Source organism: Flammeovirga sp. SubArs3 (assembly GCF_947387565.1).
GTDB classification, from domain to species: Bacteria; Bacteroidota; Bacteroidia; order Cytophagales; family Flammeovirgaceae; genus Flammeovirga; species Flammeovirga agarivorans.
In genome coordinates this window covers 643,393-661,689 of record NZ_CANDOA010000004.1, presented here as the reverse complement: position 1 = coordinate 661,689, position 18,297 = coordinate 643,393, and the positions used below count along the sequence as shown (strand labels likewise).

Genomic DNA, 18,297 nt, shown 5'->3' with positions numbered 1-18,297 from the left:
ATAATTGATTTACAATACTAATAAAGTTTAATTGATAGCAAATTTAATTAATCTCAAACAATCATGAGAAAGTTCATTTCAAAATTATCTATTATTATAAGTCTTATCGGCTTAACTTTTATACTTCATTCATGTTCAGAAACAACAGAAGAGCCAAATACTGTAGGTACAGTAACAATTCATATAAGTGATTTAACAAGTTATTCTGATGGTGAGGTAATAGAATTAAGAATCGTATCAAATAAAGATACAATACAATCAGGCTCTATCAATCAATTAACAGAAGTAATTGATTGTCAAAATACTCCATCAAATAACGGTGTGTATTCAGTTCAATTACCAACTGGCAGCTACAAGTTAGTGGCTTACAAGGATAATAAGAGTTATATTTTTGGCAATGAAAATGGTACAAGCTTCAACATTTCAACAGATGATTGTACTTTGATTTCATTAGGAGAAGCCGACTTTGAACAGGAAATTTTAAATGGCAACGTTACATTTTTTGCTAATAGTTCTGTTGGCTTTTCGAAACAACCTATCACAATTACTATAACCGATAAAAATGATGATGAGGTCACTAGAGGAGTATTAAGACAATATGCAAACAGCCCAGATTGTGGACTTGAAACTGCCAATGACGTCTTTACCATTGATCTACCGGCTGGAAACTATAATGTTTATGCCGTTGAAGCTGATTCTGACGACACTCAAGGTGCTTGGTTTACTGGTTTAGAAGGTTATTCATTAACGATCGAAGCAGGATCTTGTCAACGTTTTGTTTTAGGAGAAGATCCTTTTGAAGAACAAGACTCTCCTAATGCTAGAATAAAGAAAGGCTTAAAAATATTAACTATTAAACCTTTTATTGAACAGTAAATAATAAAAATGCCGATAAGCTTACGTTTATCGGCATTTTATTTATCCTCCAATCATTGACATAGAGTCTAGATTTTTATTTTTCTTTTCTTCTTCCCAACCAGATTTTTTCTTTAGGAGCAAATGCCCTTGAATACTATCGGCAATGTCTTGATCTCCCAAATCAGACCTTAATAAATCTCGAACATTTAATCCACTCTCTGAATATAGGCAATTTCGAATTTCACCTAGGGATGTAATTCTTAAACGGTCACAAGTACCACAAAAAGTACGACTAAAGGCTGGTATAATACCTAGCGACCCTTTTAAAATGGAACTCTTATAAATTTGAGCAGTATTCGATTTATGAGAACTTACTTTTTCAAGCCCAATAAATGAATCTATAAGTACTTTTTCTATATCAAGGTGATTCCAAGATTTAGACACCTCCTTACCTGTTCCATTGAAAGGCATTTCTTCAATAAACCTCACCTCTACTGGCCATTTTAAGGCATATTTCGCCAATGGTACTATCTCCTCTGTATTCTTTCCTTCCATGACCACCATATTGATTTTCACTTTAAATCCTTTGGTAATCATTTGTTCTAAAGAAGAATAAACTTTATCAAAATCATCTCTTCTTGTTATTTCAAAAAATTTATGCTGAGTTGTAGCGTCTAAACTTAGATTTATATCTGTAATACCAATATTTTTTAATTGATCAAGATATTCTTCTAATAAAACTCCGTTTGAAGTGATACCCACTTTTTTGATGCCTTCGATTTTTACTAATTCTGTAAGAAAATCCATCAAGCCTTTTCTTACAAATGGTTCTCCGCCTGTTATTCTAACTTTTTCTACTCCATTTTCAGCCAAAATTCGTACTACTCGAAGCATCTCTTCAAAAGATAGTAGACGGTCTTTATTCACGAACTTCATCATCTCAGGCATACAATAGGTACACCTAAGGTTACATCTATCCGTAACGGCCAAACGGACGTATTTTATATCTCTATCGAATTTATCTGTTAGCATATTCTTGTTTTGATAACGCTAAGATACTAATAATAAAAAAACCTTGTAAATGATATCATCTACAAGGCCTTTTTTCAGTTGATTGATTCAACAATTATAACAAATTGGACTTTGTAAGGTCCTTATAAACTTCCCAAAGAACGAGTATCACAGCTACAGCAATACAAGGCTGAGCTACAAATACGAACAAGAACATTAAATAGGGTCCTTGAAATATGACATATGGAATTGAAATCGCTAACCCCACAATCACAAGCATTGCTTCTATAAATACTTTTCTCATTTCTTTCTAGATTAATTTTTTGAAACTGCAAGAGTTGAAATATATTCTTTAATTTCCTCTGGATTACTTACTGACATCACCTCTTTTACTTTAGGATCTGCCAACCATTTGTAATCTTTGTGCCCAGGAGTTCTTCTTGATGGTTCTGGATGGGCTCTACCATGACAGTTTAAACAAGAAATTGATGGATCATCTGATTTCAAGTTTTCAACAACCGGCTGATGTTCATCTACGGCCTCAAATGTTCTTGAACCTTCATGACATCCATAACAGTTCATTGAGTTGAACTCACCTCTGTATCGGATAGGCTCCTCATATGTCTTTGTTACATATCTCATTAGGTGGCGGTAACCATCTAACTTCGCTTTCATAGTTCCTTGAAAACCATAATCTGCGTGACAGCTGTAACATTCATGTTCTGCAATCCAACCGTTTTGATAGTGCCTAGCAGCTAATGTTTGAGATTTTTGATCAAACATCATGTCATTTGCCATTGGTGCCATTACGTGACAACTTTGACAAGCAGTAGACTCTTTTGTTGATACAAACACATGGTAATTACCAAGAAGAATCGCTAAGATTGGGAATAATACAATCCCAACCAATACCATTCCTCTAACTGCACCAGTAAGGTTATCATTGAACCTGTTTTCTCTGAGTTTATACAGTAAGATCACTTCAACGATAAGGATCACTACTGCTAAAATATCTAATATTGTTTCCATTTATCGATGAAGATTAACTTAATTTTCTAACACTAATTGCTGTCACCTTATAGTCAGGTTCTTTTGAAATTGGATCATGATCATCAGATACTACATTGTTCACCATGAACTTAGCATCGTAGAAAGCTGCAAATACAACTCCCGGAGTTTCATGTTCAGAGACATCTACAATTCCTTGCATCTTACCTCTTGAGCTATCCACTTCAATTTTATCCCCTTTCTTAAGATCATGTAATCCTGCATCTTGAGGGTGGAAAACAAATCTACCTGGCCCTGCAGAATGTTTTAATTCTGGAACCCTAAATGTCATTGTACCTGTATGCCATTGAGAAATAACTCTACCTGTAGTTAAGAATAGAGGTCTTTCCGCTGACACATCTTCTTTACCTGCTTTGTATGGTCTTGCGAAAACAACCGCTTTACCGTCAGGTTTACCATAGAAGTAAACATCTTTTCCTTGCGGAACGAATGGATCTCCTGGGATATATCTTCTTACTGTACCAGGGTGATCAACTGTAGGACAAGGCCATTGAATACCTCTCTCCTTTTTCAGCCTCTCTCTTGTGATACCATAGAAGTTATATTTTGAAGCCTTAGAGATTGTTCTATACTCATCCCAGCATTCTGCAGATGTTTTGTAAGAAATTAGATCTCCTTTACCCATACGATTTGCAAAATCCACTAGGATATCGAAATCTGAACGAGCTTCACCAACTGGTTCTCTTAATTTTTCAATTAATTGATATCTTCTTTCTGTCTGACCATATACACCTTCTTTTTCGATGTATAAAGCTGCAGGTAATAAGATATCAGCATATTTTGCTGTCTCTGTATCAGCAAAAATTTCAGAAACTACTAAGAAAGCTTTTTCCATTCCTTCTCTGTAGTATCTATTGTTTGGTAGAGACTGTGCAGGGTTAGTACACATAATTAATGCAGCCTTCACATCCCCTGTCACCATACCATCAAACATGGCTAATGCATGTCGACCTGGTTTTGGTGCGATGGTTCCCTCTGGAACTTTCCAAAGTTTTTCCATCTCTCTACGATGTTGTTCTTTAGCTATCAAACGACCGTTTGGCAACAAATGAGCTAATGAACCCGTATCACGAACACCACCACAAGCATTTGATTGACCTGTTAAGGATAAAGGAGTTGCTCCCGGTCTACAGATCTGACCTGTAATAAGGTGAAGAGAGTTTAATGTATTATTTAAGAATACACCTTGAACTCTTTGGTTGATACCCATTGTCCAAAGTGACATCGTCGCTTTAGATGCAGCAAATTGATAAGCTACTTCTCTAATAAGACGTGGAGTAATTCCTAGTTCGTCAGCTACCTTTTCAGGTCTATAATCTTTCAGGAATTCCTTGTATTCCTCTAATGACATTTTGTTTTTGCCATCATTGAAATTAACATGCTTCTGAACAAAATCCATGTCCATTAAATCCAACTCAGCAATCACACAACACATAGAGTTGATTAACAACATATCTTTACCTGGTAATACAGGTACATATATGTCTGCATGTTCTGCTGTTTTTGTTTTTCTTGGATCAACAACAATGATCTTTACATTCTTATCAGCCTTTTTACGCAACATAATACGCTCCCATAATGGTGGGTGACATTCGTACGCATTAGAACCAATTAAAAAGAATGTTTCTGCATGATCTATATCTACATAAGCCCCTGGAGGCTCATCTTTACCAAAAGTCTGAGTGTAACCTACAGCTGCAGATGCCATACAAAGTCTTGGATTACCATCGACGTTGTTAGAACCTAAACCTGCTTTAAATAACTTATTTGCTGTATAAGATTCTTCTATTAATAGTTGACCAGAGCCATAGAAACCGACACTTGTTGGGCCACTTTCAGCCATAGCTTCTTTGAACTTCTTTGTCATTAATGACATTGCTTCATCCCAAGATGCTTCAACAAATTTTCCGTTTTTCTTAATTTTTGGGGTTTTTAATCTTTCAGGGCTTTTCATTACTTTATCAAGCATTGAGCCTTTGATACAGATCACTCCTTTATTATGAGCTTCCTGATCACCTCTAACCCTTACTAATTTATCTTTATTCATACCCAGCATCACGCCACAACCTGTACCGCAATAACGACAAACAGATTTATGCCAAGATTTTACTGGTCCCTCATCAACGATTAATTCAGTTAATCCCCATCCACTTAATGCTGCTCCTCCTACAGCTACAGTACCACCTGTTAGTTTCAGGAAATCTCGTCTAGAGAGTCTTAAGTCATCTTTTTTCTCACTCATTGACAATAGTGTTTTTTAATAATTCCGATTAATATGAGTTCCTTTTCTTATTTATTTTATCTAACTCAAATTGAAAATACAATTTTGCAATTCAATTTGTAATACTATACACAATAAAAATAGTCTTTAATGATATAAGTCACCTATGAAATGTAATATTTATTAGTCTTCGTCCGGTTTTTAAAATTTAATATTGCATGTCATAAATTTTTGGATAATTTTATATTAAATAAATTCGTATTTAACTTATTTTTAATTTACTTATGTTAAAAAGATTACTAGCAATTCTAGCCATACTATCTTTCTATGGTACTACTTACGGACAAGACTTTAGTATCGACGCCCAAGTAAAACCTCGTTACGAACATAGAAATGGTTTTGGCCAATTACGCCCTACAGACAATAACGCCGATCGTCCTGCCGATTTTGTTTCCCAAAGAACAAGAATCAGAATGTTATTCAACGATAAGAGTGAAAAATTCAGAATGGGCTTCTCCATGCAAGATGTAAGAACTTGGGGTGAAGTTGGCAACTTTGCAAATAAAGATTATGGCAACTTCAACATCCATGAAGCATGGGGTGAGTTATTATTCACAGACGCCTTTTCAGTAAAGGTAGGTCGCCAAGAGATTTCTTATGATGATCAAAGGATTTTTGGTGCTGTGGATTGGGCGCAACAAGCAAGAAGCCATGATGCTGCAATTTTCAAATATGAAAAAGGCTTTAAACTTCATGCAGGTTTTGCAATCTCTACATTTGGAGAGTCTAACTACTACATTGAAAACGATGGCAATGCTTACAAAGCAATGCAATACTTATGGTTCCATAAAGATTTTGAAAACTTCAAGTTATCAGGTTTATTCCTTAATAATGGTGTAGAGCAAAACACTACAAACGCAGCTACACCTCAACCTGCAGATTTCGAAACAGTATATTCTCAGACTTTAGGTGCTCACGGTGAGTGGAGACCAGGTAAATTTGGCTTAAACGCATCATTCTACTATCAATTCGGTAAAACTGGAGCTGCAAAGCAAGATATCTCAGCATACAATGCATTACTTGAGTTATTATTCAATGCAAATGAAAAGTTAGGATTTATCGTAGGTGGTGAAATGTTATCTGGTACTGCATATGATGAGACTGAAACATATATGACATTTAACCCATTCTATGGTACAAACCACAAATTTAACGGTCACATGGATTACTTCTATGTTGGTGGCAGAATGCCAAGAGGTGGTTTAACTGACTTATATGTTGGTGCTACTTATAAATTCGATAAAGATTGGAATGTATATGGTAGATACCACTACTTTGCTTCAGCTGCAACAATTGCAGATAACAATGGAAATGAACTTGACAGTGGTTTAGGTAGTGAAATTGATTTGATCATCAATTATAAATTCAACAAATATATCACAATCCAAGGTGGTTGGTCAGGTATGTTTGCTACTGACTCGATGGTTTACTCTACAGCACAAAACAATCCTGGTGACCCTAACAAGTTTAACAACTGGGGTTGGATGGGCTTAGTGATTAAACCTACATTATTCACAACAAAGAAAAAAGAAGTTGCGGCTAACTAATAGCTAGCACTTACTACAATAAAAAAAGAGAGTGATTTTAAATAATCACTCTCTTTTTTGTTTATAAATACCTTGTATTATGCTCCTATTTTAGCTTTTGCGAGCTTTAATATACTTGCAACCTGTTCTGCTATCGTTAACCCTGAAGTATCAACTACCACAGCGTCATCTGCTTTTTTCAAAGGGCTTTCTTTTCTTGTCGAATCGATATGATCTCTATTCTCAATATCAGCAATAACATCTTCTAAAGAAGTTGATACACCTTTTGACTCCATTTCTTTTAAACGACGCTTCGCTCTCACCTTTACATCCGCAGTCATAAATACTTTCAGCTCGGCATTTGGAAAAACTACAGTACCGATATCTCTACCATCCATAACTATTCCTTTATCCTTACCCATCGTTTGTTGCTCCTTTACACAGAATACTCTTACTTCTTTTATCGCAGCAACATCACTCACTCTACTAGTAATTTCCATGTTACGGATAAATGGCTCTACATTTTGACCATTTACATGTACTTCGCCTATTCCTGTAGAAGGATTTAATACAAATTTCAAAGATATTTTTGACAAGGCATTGTTTACATCATTGATATCTGCGATGTCTACTTCGTTAGTTAGGAAGTTATGAGTTACCGCTCGATACATAGCACCCGTATCTATAAAAACATAATTTAATTCTTTTGCTACCGCCTTCGCTGTAGTGCTTTTTCCACAACCGGCATGTCCGTCAAGGGCTATAATAATTTTCTCCATTTGATTTTTTGTCTTTGTAACCTATGAATAGATCAGAAATAAATATACAAAAGAAAACCCTACACAGGTGGACTGTATAGGGTTTTCGCAATAATATATTTTCAACTAGTTCTTCTTGAACAGTCTTTGTAACATTACTGTATAGTAGTCAGTATCAAATAACTTAACATCATTCTTCGCTTGGAATGTAAAGAAAAGACCAAACACAAGTAAGAAGATATTTGACAACCAAGTACCTAAAATTGGATCAATTAATAATTCTTTGGCCATTTTCTCTCCTGTAATAGTCAAGATATAGTAAATCACAAAGAAAAATACTGAAACCAATACAGGAACACCTAAACCACCTTTCTTAATAATCGCTCCTAATGGTGCTCCAATCATAAACATCAATAAGATTGCTACAGCTGTAGAGATTTTCTTTTGAACGTCAATAGTATAACGAACATCCTCTCTAATCTGATTCTTATGTCTTGATGCATTTGATTTTAAAACATTGTAGAAACTTGAAGCACTGTTGTAAGCTGAAGACGCAATACGAAGCTTATTATCCTTTGTATTTGGATCATATTTTTTCTTCGTTACCTTATCAGCATTGTGCTCATTTTTATGAGATGTATGACGGTAGTAGAACTGAGTCTCACCATTTTTGGCAAGCATAGAACTATAATCCACCATTGCTTTCTCTAATGAATCCTGCTCTACTTTTAATTGAGAGCTTGTTTTCATTAGGTTATGTCCCATAAATAAATCTTCTCTAGTTTCATTCATTGCGTAGGAATCCATACTGAAATAGAAGATTGATGAATCAAACTCTGAATGAACGTATTGAATATCTGCTTTTGATTTCTTATCCTCTACTTCACTGTATGCGTTACCATCAAATAGTGTCAGCATTAGATAAGAATCATTATTGATTAATTCCATTTTACCATGATTGGCAAGGATAACTTCTTTATTACCACGGTGCCCTTCATGTTTGTAGATAATCACATCATGAATACCAATACCATCTTCATCCTTTTTAGCTACTTTGATACTGTAACCATCCAAACCATCATAGAATGCACCTTCTTTAAGGTTCATTGTTGGTTTTGTCTGTTTGATATCATAAAGTAAGCTGTAGGCCTTTAAGTTGGCGTGAGGTACTACTGTATCGTTATAGATTAGTTGGAAAAGCGTAACGACAATAGTGAAAAAGAAAACTGGACGAAGTACTCTAAGTAATGATATACCTGCCCCTTTAATTGCTGTTAACTCTGAATGTTGCCCTAAACTACCATAAGTCATTAACGATGCTAATAAGACAGCAAGCGGTAATGATACAGGAACTAACGCTAGTGCAAACCAAAAGAATAACTCAGCATACACATCATAACCTAAATCTTTGCCTAGAAAATAGACAAATTTAGAGATCATATACTGTGACCAAAAAATAAAAAGTACCACTGCTGATGTTAATGCAAATGGACCTATGTATTGTTTTAATAATAGCTTATCTAGCTTCTTCATATTTTGTTGTGTGATTTCTACAACACCCAAGATATATTCAAGAGTATCGCAAATCTAAAAAACTGCTTACTATTTTATATTATGAATAGTTACCTATTGTATTATTTTTAAAACTTTAACAACCTTTTATTCTGTATAATCATATAAAACATCCTCGATCGACTCCATTTTGGAACTAGAATATTTACCACTAGTTACATGAAGAATTTTTCCGTTCGCATCAAGAATAAAAAAATACGGATCATCTTTATCACCTAACTTCAATTTTTCTCTGTATTCTTTTACACTTCCTAATATGATGACAATATTATCATGCAACTTTTTATCAATATTCTTTTTCATGGAAGACTTCAGTGTTTTTTCCGCTGCTTTAGCAATACCTCTCGCTAAAGCGACAAACTGAAGGTTTATATCGTATGTTGTTGATCCTCCAAATAGATCTGAGCTAGGAGGACTAATGAACGTATTGTAAAATGGCTGCATCCATGTCTCTAAGTTGGCTTGTGATTTTTTTGAGTAAGCCACTCCCACAATAGAAATCTTTCCTTTTACAGCATCTGGTAAGGTTACATTTTTATCTACCAAGGAAACTCCTTCCATTTTAGGAAACATTTTTCCTTTTTGCCCAAAAGCAGTGAATGTCAACAATAAGAATATTATTAAGGTTTGAATAGTTTTCATAAGGTTATAGGTCTACTTGATGTGATTTAATGTTTTCAGTATATAACAATATAAGTTTGATATCTTTAAATCCCATAGATTTTAAAGTTCTACCATATCTTTTAATTTGTTCCTCATGCTCTTTATTAAAAGAACCTGTTTTATAATCAATCACCACTACTTCCTCTCCTTTCAACAATAGTCTATCTGGGCGATCAATCACAGAAGCTTTCATTAATTCTTTTTTTGGAGAAACTATTTCTGACTCATTTAAAACAATATACCCGCTATTACTATCAAAATATTGTTTTATTTCTTCATCATTGATAATCTGTAGTATGTGATCTCGGTAATCTGTAACATCTTCTTTGTCAATATATCCTTTCGACTTTAAGAAGGCGATGGCATCTTCAACATCTTCAGCAAATCTGATTTTTTCGAATGCTTTATGAAGTAAAATACCTTTATCTTTTGCCAACAACCTATCCTCTAGAGAAATTACTTTTTCACCTATTTCAAGTGATCCACTTTTCATACGAAGCTTATCCGTATTATCAGTATGGATAATTTCTCTACGATTTTCAGGTTCAACAGCAGCTTTTTCCTTATTCACAACTTTTTCGTCTTCAAAAAATCTAAATTCTTTGAAGACAATTTCATCTATCGTGGTAGAAGCCTCTTCTTGAACATCAAAATCACTTTGACCTGTTGCAAACGATATAAAGTCTATCATAGGATTGGCTACTGACGATGCTGTTTTCTTCTTAAGGTCTTCATTTAAGAAAATATGGAGATAGTTTTTTGCTCTTGTTGTAGCAACATACAACATATTGATAGCATCGATATATACATCCCTTATTTCTTGATTGTAACCTTCTTCAAAATCTGTCCCTTCTAATTTGGAAGATATACCTAACTGAACCGCTGACAACTCAGGTACAAGATTATTATTTTCCCAATCGAACCATTTGGAATCATTGGTACGTGGAGTAGTTGACCAATCTGCAAAGGGTAATAAGACGACTGGAAACTCTAAACCTTTCGATTTATGAATACTAAATATTCGTACTGCATTTATATTTTCAGGAACACTTAGTGCCTCTTTCTCTTTGAGCAACTCCCATTTGCTTAGAAATTCTTGAGCACTATTACCATTTCTGGTAGAATGTTGAAGCACAGTCCCCAAAAATTTCATTTGATACGCCTGCTCCGTTGTCCTTTTATTTAACTCAAAAGTTTTGATCAAAAATTCAATTTGATCGAATAAAGTTTTCCTTCTAAACGTAGATACCGAAAATTCAACATCAAACTCTTTTTTGATAAATTCTTCGAAGTCCTGATGAGTTACACATTCAGCTACCGCCTCTCCAATTCTAGCGTATTCATCTCCATGAATTTGAGTAGGCGCTTGATTCACAATTTCCCAACGCAGTGATTTCACATCATTGTAATGAGCATACAGGAATCTAGCAATTTTCATAAATAAGATCTTATCAGCTCTACGAACTAGAAGTCGGATCATATTTACAATAAATTGTACCGATGGAGCAGAATTTACCAATAACGACTCGGATGATATTACTTCAATACCTTCCTGAACCAATTTTTCAGCAATCGCAGCACCATGTTTATTAAAACGTACTAGAATAGCAATATCCTTATAGTCGAAGTTTTTTTCATTGACTAGGTGTTCAATTTCATCTGTAATCCTTCGTAATGAAGGGGCTTCATATAAATCTTTATTCCCATCTTTTTGACAGGCTGTTAACCTTACTTGACCACCAACTTTCTTTACAATTCCTTGCTCACCCCCAAGATAAAACTTAGACAAAAGCTCATCATTTTTCTGTGTTCTAATAAATTCATACAATGAGTTATTAAAACGAATGATATTGGGGCTACTTCTATAGTTCTTTCCTAGTTTCTTGGGATCTCCATCTTGCTTTAAGACATATTCCTCTTCTTCTAGAGCTGTACCTTTTGCGGTTGGTATTTCAGGAAGGTCTACCAACATCTCAGCCTTTCCTCCCCTCCAACGGTAAATAGATTGTTTTGCATCTCCTACTACCAAACATTCACCCTCATACATTGATAACGAATGTGCCACTAATGGTATCAAATTATGCCACTGTGTTTTTGAAGTATCTTGAAACTCATCTATCAGAATATGAAAATACTTTTCTCCTAAGCGCTCATACAAATAGGGCATCGGAGATTCTTCAACAATTTTATTGATGTTCTCACCAATCTCAGAGATATGCACCCACCCTTGCTCTTCTTTCATGTTTGCCATCTCCTCTTTCAATACTTGGGCAGTAATTAAAAGGTAGATTTTATCGTAAACATTTTTAATCAACTGAGTATCTCCAACTAGTTTCAATAGTTCTTCAATACCATTCTGATAAATTGGCAAAGCTGCATCGTATCCTGCGGGTGCCTTTTTATAATTAGGTGCTGTAGCGATTGCCCTGCCGGTATCCCCTTCAAGCGCTTTTATTACTGTATTTGTAAGTTTGGTATTTACTTTCGCAATATCTCCCTCGAAACGTTTTAAAAAGCCTCCAACATTTTTTGCAAGGTCTCCTACAGGCGCCCCTGCATTTGACAGATCCAATTTTAGCTTTTCCAGAAGTTCATCTTTCTTCGTCTGATTATCCTCATAAATAATCTTTTTTAAGCGTTTGGCAAGCTTAGAATATTCTTCAATATTCATTTCTGTCTTTGTCACCGGATTGGTTCCAAGTTTATTGATAATACCTCTTTGATCTTCATCAAACAATGCCTTACCAAATGATTTAATCTGAGGAACAACATTCCAACTCGATTCTTCTTCTGCTTTTTTGATAGAAAAAGTTTCTAATGCCTCAGTTAACAACAGATGTTCTTCCTGCCCTAACTTATCCATCAGTACATAAGTAGCATCTTCTAATAAGCTATCAGCATCAAGTACTAGCTCATAATTAAACGGGAAGTTCAAATCTCGCTTGAAAGCCTGTGCAATTTTCTGACTAAATGCATCAATTGTACTTACCGAAAAATTAGAGTATCCATGAAGAATCCTTTGATGTACTTGTGAGGATCTATTTTTAATTCTATTAAACAGAACTTTTTCATCCGGATGAGCCTCTTGTTCTGGATTAGGATCATCTTCCTTTACACCATAAAATTCATTGACAATTGCTCTAAGCATATCATCAGAATTTTTATCAATGGCATTCGCAAAGTTTTTCAGTTGAGATAAGATCCTTTCTTTCATTTCTGCTGTAGCCAGATTAGTAAAGGTTACAGCAAGAATGTGTTTGTAATATTCAGGGTCAAACTCTTCATCAAATTTATTGATTTGAAGAGCTATTTTAATGTATTCTTTTGCTAATGTAAATGTCTTCCCGGCTCCTGCCGAAGATCTATATATCTTAAAGTTCTTATTTATCATTTTGTGTAATAATGAATCTTCTTTTTAATGATTATTTTTGGGTCGTCATTTTTTGATTCACCATCTCTCTATATGTTTTACCGACTGGAATCTCATGCTCTCCAATCCAAAGCATATGTTTTTCAAATGCTGTCACTTTACTGACATTGACAATATATGAGCGATGCACTCTCATAAAACCATATTGGTTCAGTTCCTTTTCTAATTTAGTTAATGAGTTAAGGGATATAATTCTTGAATGATCTTCCAAAAAGTAAGAAACATACTCTTTTAGTCCTTCGATATATAAAATATCATTTGGCAATATCTTATGTGTCTTACTGTCTCCTTTAACAAACAAATGAGCCGGTTCAGCTTCAGCAGCTCCTTGCTGATGACTGGACTTCATCTCAATTCTTTCTACTCCTTTATTGATAGCTTTAAAAAACCTATCTAAAGAAAAAGGCTTTAACAGGTAATCTACTGTATCCAATTCATAAGATTGCACCGCATATTCAGAATATGCCGTTGTAAAAATCACAACAGGTTTTACTAGTAAAGATTTCACAAAATCGAGCCCAGAAAGTTCTGGCATCTGAATATCCAACAACAAAATATCTATTTGTTCTTTTTGCATTATTTCCATTGCTTCCAATGGAGATTTACAACTCGCTACTTCATGAAGATAGGGTATCTTCTGAACATATGCCGACAATAAGTTTCTCGCTAATTGTTCATCATCAACAATTAAGCAGTTGTAAGTTTTTTGCATGTTAAAACCTAAATATTTACTGAAAAGTCTTTAAAAAGAAAATGAGTTATCCAATGCGATCACAAAAGTAAATAGGGAACTTTTGTTTGTCTTTATTTCATTTGAAAAAAAATGACTTTCTATCATTAGAACTACTAAGATCTAAAACAACGGTTAACTTTTCAACCCAATTTCTACAATCATCTGCATTGATTTATTAGATTTGTGAGAATTTTTTACATTATAACAATGAGTGGAGAAACTATTAAAATTATTATAGTTGCAATTCTAACAGGAGAATTTGTATTAGAAAGAGCGCTAAGTTACCTCAATATCAAGGCAATGAGCAACAAACTCCCTTCTAAATTAGAAGGCTTGTATGATGCTGCCGAATATAAAAAGTCACAAGATTATCAAGCTGAAAAAGATCGTTTAGGTTTATATAGTAGTGCTGCCAGCTATATTTTAACAATGGTTTTATTACTATCAGGAGGATATGCATGGATTGATGAGTTTGCAAGAGACTCATTTTCATCAAATACTATGGAAGTATTGGTCTTCTTTGCCATTATTGCATTGATCTCTGATGTTATCAGTATACCTTTTGAATTATACAATACATTTAAGATTGAAGAAAAATTCGGGTTCAATAAGATGACGGTTTCTACCTTTATAATGGATAAACTTAAGGGTTATGTTCTAGGTGGGGCTATTGGAGGCTTATTGATCTGGGGTTTTGTTTCATTCTACTCTAACTTCCCTGATACTTATTGGGTAATTGCATGGGTTGTCTTTATGCTTTTTGCGTTGGGAGCAACAATGTTCTACGCGAACGTTATCTTACCATTATTCAATAAATTAACTCCTTTAGAAGAAGGCGAACTACTTACTGCGATCAACAACTACGCACAAAAAGTAGATTTCCCTTTAGGTAAAATTATGATTATGGATGGATCTAAACGTTCAACTAAAGCAAATGCATTCTTTAGTGGTTTAGGTGGAAATAAAAATATTGTATTATATGATACACTAGTAGAGAAATTATCTACTGATGAGATTGTTGCTGTTTTAGCCCATGAGGTTGGACACTATAAAAGAAAGCATACTTTACAAATGTTCCTGATCACTGCTGTAAATATGTTTGTAACTTTATGGTTATTAAGTCTGTTTATTGATTCTAAAGAGCTTCAAATTGCAATGGGAGCGGATACTTTTGCTCAAGCAAGCAGTTTCTTTAGAGGAACAACAGGAAGCTACTTATCACCGTTAAACTTGGTCGCATTCTCTATGCTTTATAGCCCTATTTCAATGATTACAGGCTTAGTGGTGAATGCCTTCTCAAGAAAGAATGAATTTGAGGCTGATGCATATGCTAAAGATACTTCTTCGAGTTCATCATTGATTGAGGCATTGAAAAAGCTATCTGTAGATTCACTTAGTAATCTAACACCGCATGAAAGCTATGTAAAAATGCACTACTCACATCCACCATTATTAAAAAGAATGGAAGCGATGGAAGGCTAACAAAAAAATCCCTTACCAGATTGAAATGGTAAGGGATTTTTTTATGCATCTATTTTGATATCGGAATTATAATTCTCAGGTAATAAATCGAGAATTGTTTTCTGATTTAAAATTTCTAATTGAGCATCTCGAACATCAAGCATTACTGCTTTCAACGTACAGTTCACTTCGTCGTCACAGTCTTCACAAGGCTCATAATAATTTAGACTTACACATGGTAAAGGAGCAATTGGACCTTCAATCATTCGATGTATATCACAAAGGGTTACCTCTTGCGGGTCTTTAATTAGATAATATCCTCCACCTTTTCCTTTCTTACTGCTTAAGATTCTACCTTTTCTTAGTTCTAGTAAGATACTTTCTAGAAACTTTTGAGAGATATGTTCTTTCTTAGCAATTTCAGAGATCAGAATCGGTCCGTCACCATATTTAGAAGCCAAAAATCGCAATGCCTTGAGTGCATATTTTGTCTTTTTGGATAACATATTTAGTCTATCGTTTTTATAAATTATATATAGTTCAACGCTAAAGTATATAAGATAATCATAAATAGCTATATTAATTCTATACAATAACTAGATTTATAACAATTTCACTCGATTTTGTATGATTATTGAAAAACTAAATGTATCTATACTTATATTTTAGTTGAATAAGCTAGAATCGAACATTATTATCAATTTTAAAACAAGAGTTTGATACTCATTTTTTTGACGATGGACCAAATTCAAGAGTTTTTCGCTGTACTTTCTGAGGAACAGAAATACACACTTATTATAGCTGTTGTAGCTATCCTATTTGTATTGTTTAAAGTTGCCAAAGCAGTCATTCGTTTAGCAGTAATTGCCGCTATCGTAATCTTAGCAGCTATTGCCTACAATAAATTTGAACCGTCTGGAATCGAAAAATTTGGCAAAAAGGTAAAGCATAATGTAGAGAGCTCTATTAACTAACTCTCTTTTATTGAATTACATATTTTTATCTTCATAGTATTATCAAAAATAGTCATATATTATTTGTTAATATGTGAAGCATTTTGTTAATTAGGAGTGTGAAACATTTAACGATGTCTCACTACCTTTAACAATTAAAAAAGGGTTATCTATCATTGCGATAGTTAACCCTTTTTTGTTTTACTTTTTGATGAAGATAAAATCTCCTCCTTCATCCCCTGTAGAATTGATGACCCCAAATTGAGGTACATTTTCAGAGTTATTCATTACCGCTACTCTGAAGCTATCAAACAATGATCTTGCACTGATATATTTCTCGGTATTTTCAAGCAATCTTTTTTGTAGATACTTTACAAATACACTTTCATCCGGCACCTCTTTAAGGGTTCCACTAGTCATCGCCTTTCTTGATGGCAACTTCTCCAAACTTTTTATCGATTTCTCTGCATCATCAAAAGCTGCCCTAGTTTTAAAAATACCTCCAGAGAAACAAGCATCAGAAACCAACAAAACATGTTTGGCTCTATATGAAGCGATATATTCTTTAATTGTTGAGTTTCTTACCCAATTTGCTGTACTTTTTGCCTTAGCATCAGATGGCAACCAATACCCTGCTTTTCTTCTTGGGTCCCAATGGCCATGCCCCGCATAAAAGATAAGAATATGGTCATTTTCAGTAGAAACCTCCATTAAGTTATCTAATGTTTCGATAATCTGCTCTCTTGTAGGGCTCTTTAAAGAGATTACATTTTCTCTTGGGAAAGTATAGTTTGAAACTAATATTTCTTCTATAGATGCTGCATCTCCTTCTGGTTTATCTAGGTTCGCTATTTTCTCATCCTGATATTGATTGATACCTATGATAACAGCTCTATATACTGGCTGTGGTTTATATTCAACAATATCAAAACCTAAATCAGAGAAAGGTGAGATTTTTGGCTGTGTATCTTCTTGCTTTTGTTGCTCTGCAGTCTTGCTTTCATCCGCTTGGTCTCCACTACGACTTTTTTCAACGGACGCATGTGCTTCACCCATCTGATCCTCTTCCTTCAACCCTGAAGTAAATACTTTAGACATATCGATGTATGCCAAAGAGCCATCTTTAGAATAATATGCCTTTTTCGCAATACCATCAATACAAGGTGAATGAGGGCTTCCTCCATTATTTAGAGCAACCATTGGCATTGGATCAGACCAAGAGCCATCATCACTTTTAGTCACATACATTACTTCATAATCGAAGCTTTCATCACTAATCTTAGATAAAAAAACCAACGTTTTACCATCAGGCATTATTCTCGGTTCTTTCTCACTGTAAAGGTTTACAGGTTCAGGAAGTTTTACAGGCTCTCCAAAATTTCCTTTTTTATCAATAGATGCATAGTAGATAGCATATTGTAAATTCATAGGATCTGATCCTTCTTTAAGTCTAGTAAAGTAAAGACCATCTCCATTTTTGGTAATTGAAGGAAACATTTCATAACCACCTGAATTGATTATTTCGGGTAATAACTCCGGCTTTCCCAACCTTCTACCCCAACGTTTTATTCTATACAAATCAGATCCATTTTCTCCATTAATGGCTGAGAAATAAATCCATCTACCATCATAGCTGATCATTGGACTTGTAGGATATGGCATATCCTTAGGGATAACTAATTGAGTTGGAGGCATAAATTTACCATCGACTTTATTGGATAAGTAAAAGTCAAAACCTTCAGAATTTTCTCTAGCAAAGAGTAATGTCTTTCCATCCGAAGTAATACTAGGAAAACGTTCGTTGCCTTCCTGATTAAATTCATCTGGGAAAATTGTTTGTGAGTTGGCTGTTAGTGTTGCCAAAATCAATACGAAAAAAATAAAAATTTGACGTCTATTCACACTGCGAATTTTAAAGGGATTTATTATTCTTTATCTTTGCACGTTCTATAAGCAAGTCTGTGTATCTCAAGACAACTAATA

15 protein-coding genes are annotated in these 18,297 nt (G+C 34.4%); 4 read left to right on the top strand and 11 right to left on the bottom strand.

All coding sequences use genetic code 11. From position 1 onward, the window contains the following. The first annotated feature begins 63 nt into the window (after positions 1-63). Positions 64-876, top strand: coding sequence for a hypothetical protein (locus QL232_RS15020; RefSeq protein ID WP_168881425.1), 813 nt, complete (start codon positions 64-66; stop codon positions 874-876). A 42-nt stretch (positions 877-918) separates the two neighbouring features. Here QL232_RS15020 and moaA read toward each other — a convergent pair whose 3' ends face one another. From moaA to QL232_RS15000, 4 genes are all read right to left on the bottom strand, one after another. Further along, on the bottom strand, positions 919-1,890 hold the full coding sequence (moaA, locus tag QL232_RS15015) for a GTP 3',8-cyclase MoaA (protein ID WP_281614697.1): 972 nt from the start codon (positions 1,888-1,890) through the stop codon (positions 919-921). Positions 1,891-1,984: 94 nt separating this feature from the next. After that, positions 1,985-2,173, bottom strand: a complete 189-nt coding sequence (locus tag QL232_RS15010; RefSeq protein WP_168881427.1) for a hypothetical protein — start codon at positions 2,171-2,173, stop codon at positions 1,985-1,987. Positions 2,174-2,184: 11 nt separating this feature from the next. Then, on the bottom strand, positions 2,185-2,898 hold the full coding sequence (locus QL232_RS15005) for a NapC/NirT family cytochrome c (protein ID WP_168881428.1): 714 nt from the start codon (positions 2,896-2,898) through the stop codon (positions 2,185-2,187). 13 nt (positions 2,899-2,911) lie between these two features. After that, positions 2,912-5,179, bottom strand: coding sequence for a molybdopterin-dependent oxidoreductase (locus QL232_RS15000; RefSeq protein ID WP_168881429.1), 2,268 nt, complete (start codon positions 5,177-5,179; stop codon positions 2,912-2,914). A 263-nt stretch (positions 5,180-5,442) separates the two neighbouring features. Here QL232_RS15000 and QL232_RS14995 point away from each other — a divergent pair, with 263 nt between their 5' ends. Then, the gene (locus QL232_RS14995; RefSeq protein WP_281614696.1) at positions 5,443-6,765 is read left to right on the top strand and encodes an alginate export family protein; all 1,323 of its coding nucleotides are present in this window, start codon (positions 5,443-5,445) and stop codon (positions 6,763-6,765) included. A gap of 77 nt (positions 6,766-6,842) precedes the next feature. Here the strand turns inward: QL232_RS14995 and cmk are convergent, their stop codons facing one another. The 5 genes from cmk to QL232_RS14970 form a co-directional block, all read right to left on the bottom strand. Beyond that, positions 6,843-7,523 carry a (d)CMP kinase gene (cmk, locus tag QL232_RS14990; RefSeq protein ID WP_281614695.1) on the bottom strand — a complete coding sequence of 227 codons (681 nt, stop codon included), beginning with the start codon at positions 7,521-7,523 and terminating at the stop codon, positions 6,843-6,845. Positions 7,524-7,628: 105 nt separating this feature from the next. Beyond that, positions 7,629-9,035, bottom strand: coding sequence for an LptF/LptG family permease (locus tag QL232_RS14985; protein ID WP_281614694.1), 1,407 nt, complete (start codon positions 9,033-9,035; stop codon positions 7,629-7,631). A 126-nt stretch (positions 9,036-9,161) separates the two neighbouring features. Next, entirely contained in the window at positions 9,162-9,716 is a 555-nt protein-coding gene (locus tag QL232_RS14980) for a hypothetical protein (RefSeq protein WP_281614693.1), read from the bottom strand. Positions 9,717-9,720: 4 nt separating this feature from the next. Next, entirely contained in the window at positions 9,721-13,128 is a 3,408-nt protein-coding gene (locus tag QL232_RS14975) for a UvrD-helicase domain-containing protein (protein ID WP_281614692.1), read from the bottom strand. Positions 13,129-13,159: 31 nt separating this feature from the next. After that, positions 13,160-13,879, bottom strand: a complete 720-nt coding sequence (locus QL232_RS14970; RefSeq protein WP_281614691.1) for a LytTR family DNA-binding domain-containing protein — start codon at positions 13,877-13,879, stop codon at positions 13,160-13,162. A gap of 228 nt (positions 13,880-14,107) precedes the next feature. Between QL232_RS14970 and QL232_RS14965 the strand changes: the two genes are divergently transcribed. Then, a complete protein-coding gene (locus QL232_RS14965) occupies positions 14,108-15,382 on the top strand; it encodes a M48 family metallopeptidase (RefSeq protein ID WP_168881436.1) in 1,275 nt (424 codons plus the stop codon). A gap of 41 nt (positions 15,383-15,423) precedes the next feature. Here the strand turns inward: QL232_RS14965 and QL232_RS14960 are convergent, their stop codons facing one another. After that, positions 15,424-15,867 carry an Rrf2 family transcriptional regulator gene (locus tag QL232_RS14960; protein ID WP_168881437.1) on the bottom strand — a complete coding sequence of 148 codons (444 nt, stop codon included), beginning with the start codon at positions 15,865-15,867 and terminating at the stop codon, positions 15,424-15,426. 231 nt (positions 15,868-16,098) lie between these two features. Here QL232_RS14960 and QL232_RS14955 point away from each other — a divergent pair, with 231 nt between their 5' ends. Beyond that, a complete protein-coding gene (locus tag QL232_RS14955; protein ID WP_168881438.1) occupies positions 16,099-16,335 on the top strand; it encodes a hypothetical protein in 237 nt (78 codons plus the stop codon). A gap of 180 nt (positions 16,336-16,515) precedes the next feature. On the opposite strand, the gene QL232_RS14950 is transcribed toward QL232_RS14955, so the two are convergent. Next, the gene (locus QL232_RS14950; protein WP_168881439.1) at positions 16,516-18,177 is read right to left on the bottom strand and encodes a caspase family protein; all 1,662 of its coding nucleotides are present in this window, start codon (positions 18,175-18,177) and stop codon (positions 16,516-16,518) included. Between the last annotated feature and the right edge of the window lie 120 nt (positions 18,178-18,297).

What these genes read in the sequence shown, in the direction of transcription:
- QL232_RS15020 (WP_168881425.1), top strand. Translation starts at nt 64, where the DNA reads ATGAGAAAGTTCATTTCAAAATTATCTATTATTATAAGTCTTATCGGC.
- moaA (WP_281614697.1), bottom strand. Translation starts at nt 1,890, where the DNA reads ATGCTAACAGATAAATTCGATAGAGATATAAAATACGTCCGTTTGGCC.
- QL232_RS15010 (WP_168881427.1), bottom strand. Translation starts at nt 2,173, where the DNA reads ATGAGAAAAGTATTTATAGAAGCAATGCTTGTGATTGTGGGGTTAGCG.
- QL232_RS15005 (WP_168881428.1), bottom strand. Translation starts at nt 2,898, where the DNA reads ATGGAAACAATATTAGATATTTTAGCAGTAGTGATCCTTATCGTTGAA.
- QL232_RS15000 (WP_168881429.1), bottom strand. Translation starts at nt 5,179, where the DNA reads ATGAGTGAGAAAAAAGATGACTTAAGACTCTCTAGACGAGATTTCCTG.
- QL232_RS14995 (WP_281614696.1), top strand. Translation starts at nt 5,443, where the DNA reads ATGTTAAAAAGATTACTAGCAATTCTAGCCATACTATCTTTCTATGGT.
- cmk (WP_281614695.1), bottom strand. Translation starts at nt 7,523, where the DNA reads ATGGAGAAAATTATTATAGCCCTTGACGGACATGCCGGTTGTGGAAAA.
- QL232_RS14985 (WP_281614694.1), bottom strand. Translation starts at nt 9,035, where the DNA reads ATGAAGAAGCTAGATAAGCTATTATTAAAACAATACATAGGTCCATTT.
- QL232_RS14980 (WP_281614693.1), bottom strand. Translation starts at nt 9,716, where the DNA reads ATGAAAACTATTCAAACCTTAATAATATTCTTATTGTTGACATTCACT.
- QL232_RS14975 (WP_281614692.1), bottom strand. Translation starts at nt 13,128, where the DNA reads ATGATAAATAAGAACTTTAAGATATATAGATCTTCGGCAGGAGCCGGG.
- QL232_RS14970 (WP_281614691.1), bottom strand. Translation starts at nt 13,879, where the DNA reads ATGCAAAAAACTTACAACTGCTTAATTGTTGATGATGAACAATTAGCG.
- QL232_RS14965 (WP_168881436.1), top strand. Translation starts at nt 14,108, where the DNA reads ATGAGTGGAGAAACTATTAAAATTATTATAGTTGCAATTCTAACAGGA.
- QL232_RS14960 (WP_168881437.1), bottom strand. Translation starts at nt 15,867, where the DNA reads ATGTTATCCAAAAAGACAAAATATGCACTCAAGGCATTGCGATTTTTG.
- QL232_RS14955 (WP_168881438.1), top strand. Translation starts at nt 16,099, where the DNA reads ATGGACCAAATTCAAGAGTTTTTCGCTGTACTTTCTGAGGAACAGAAA.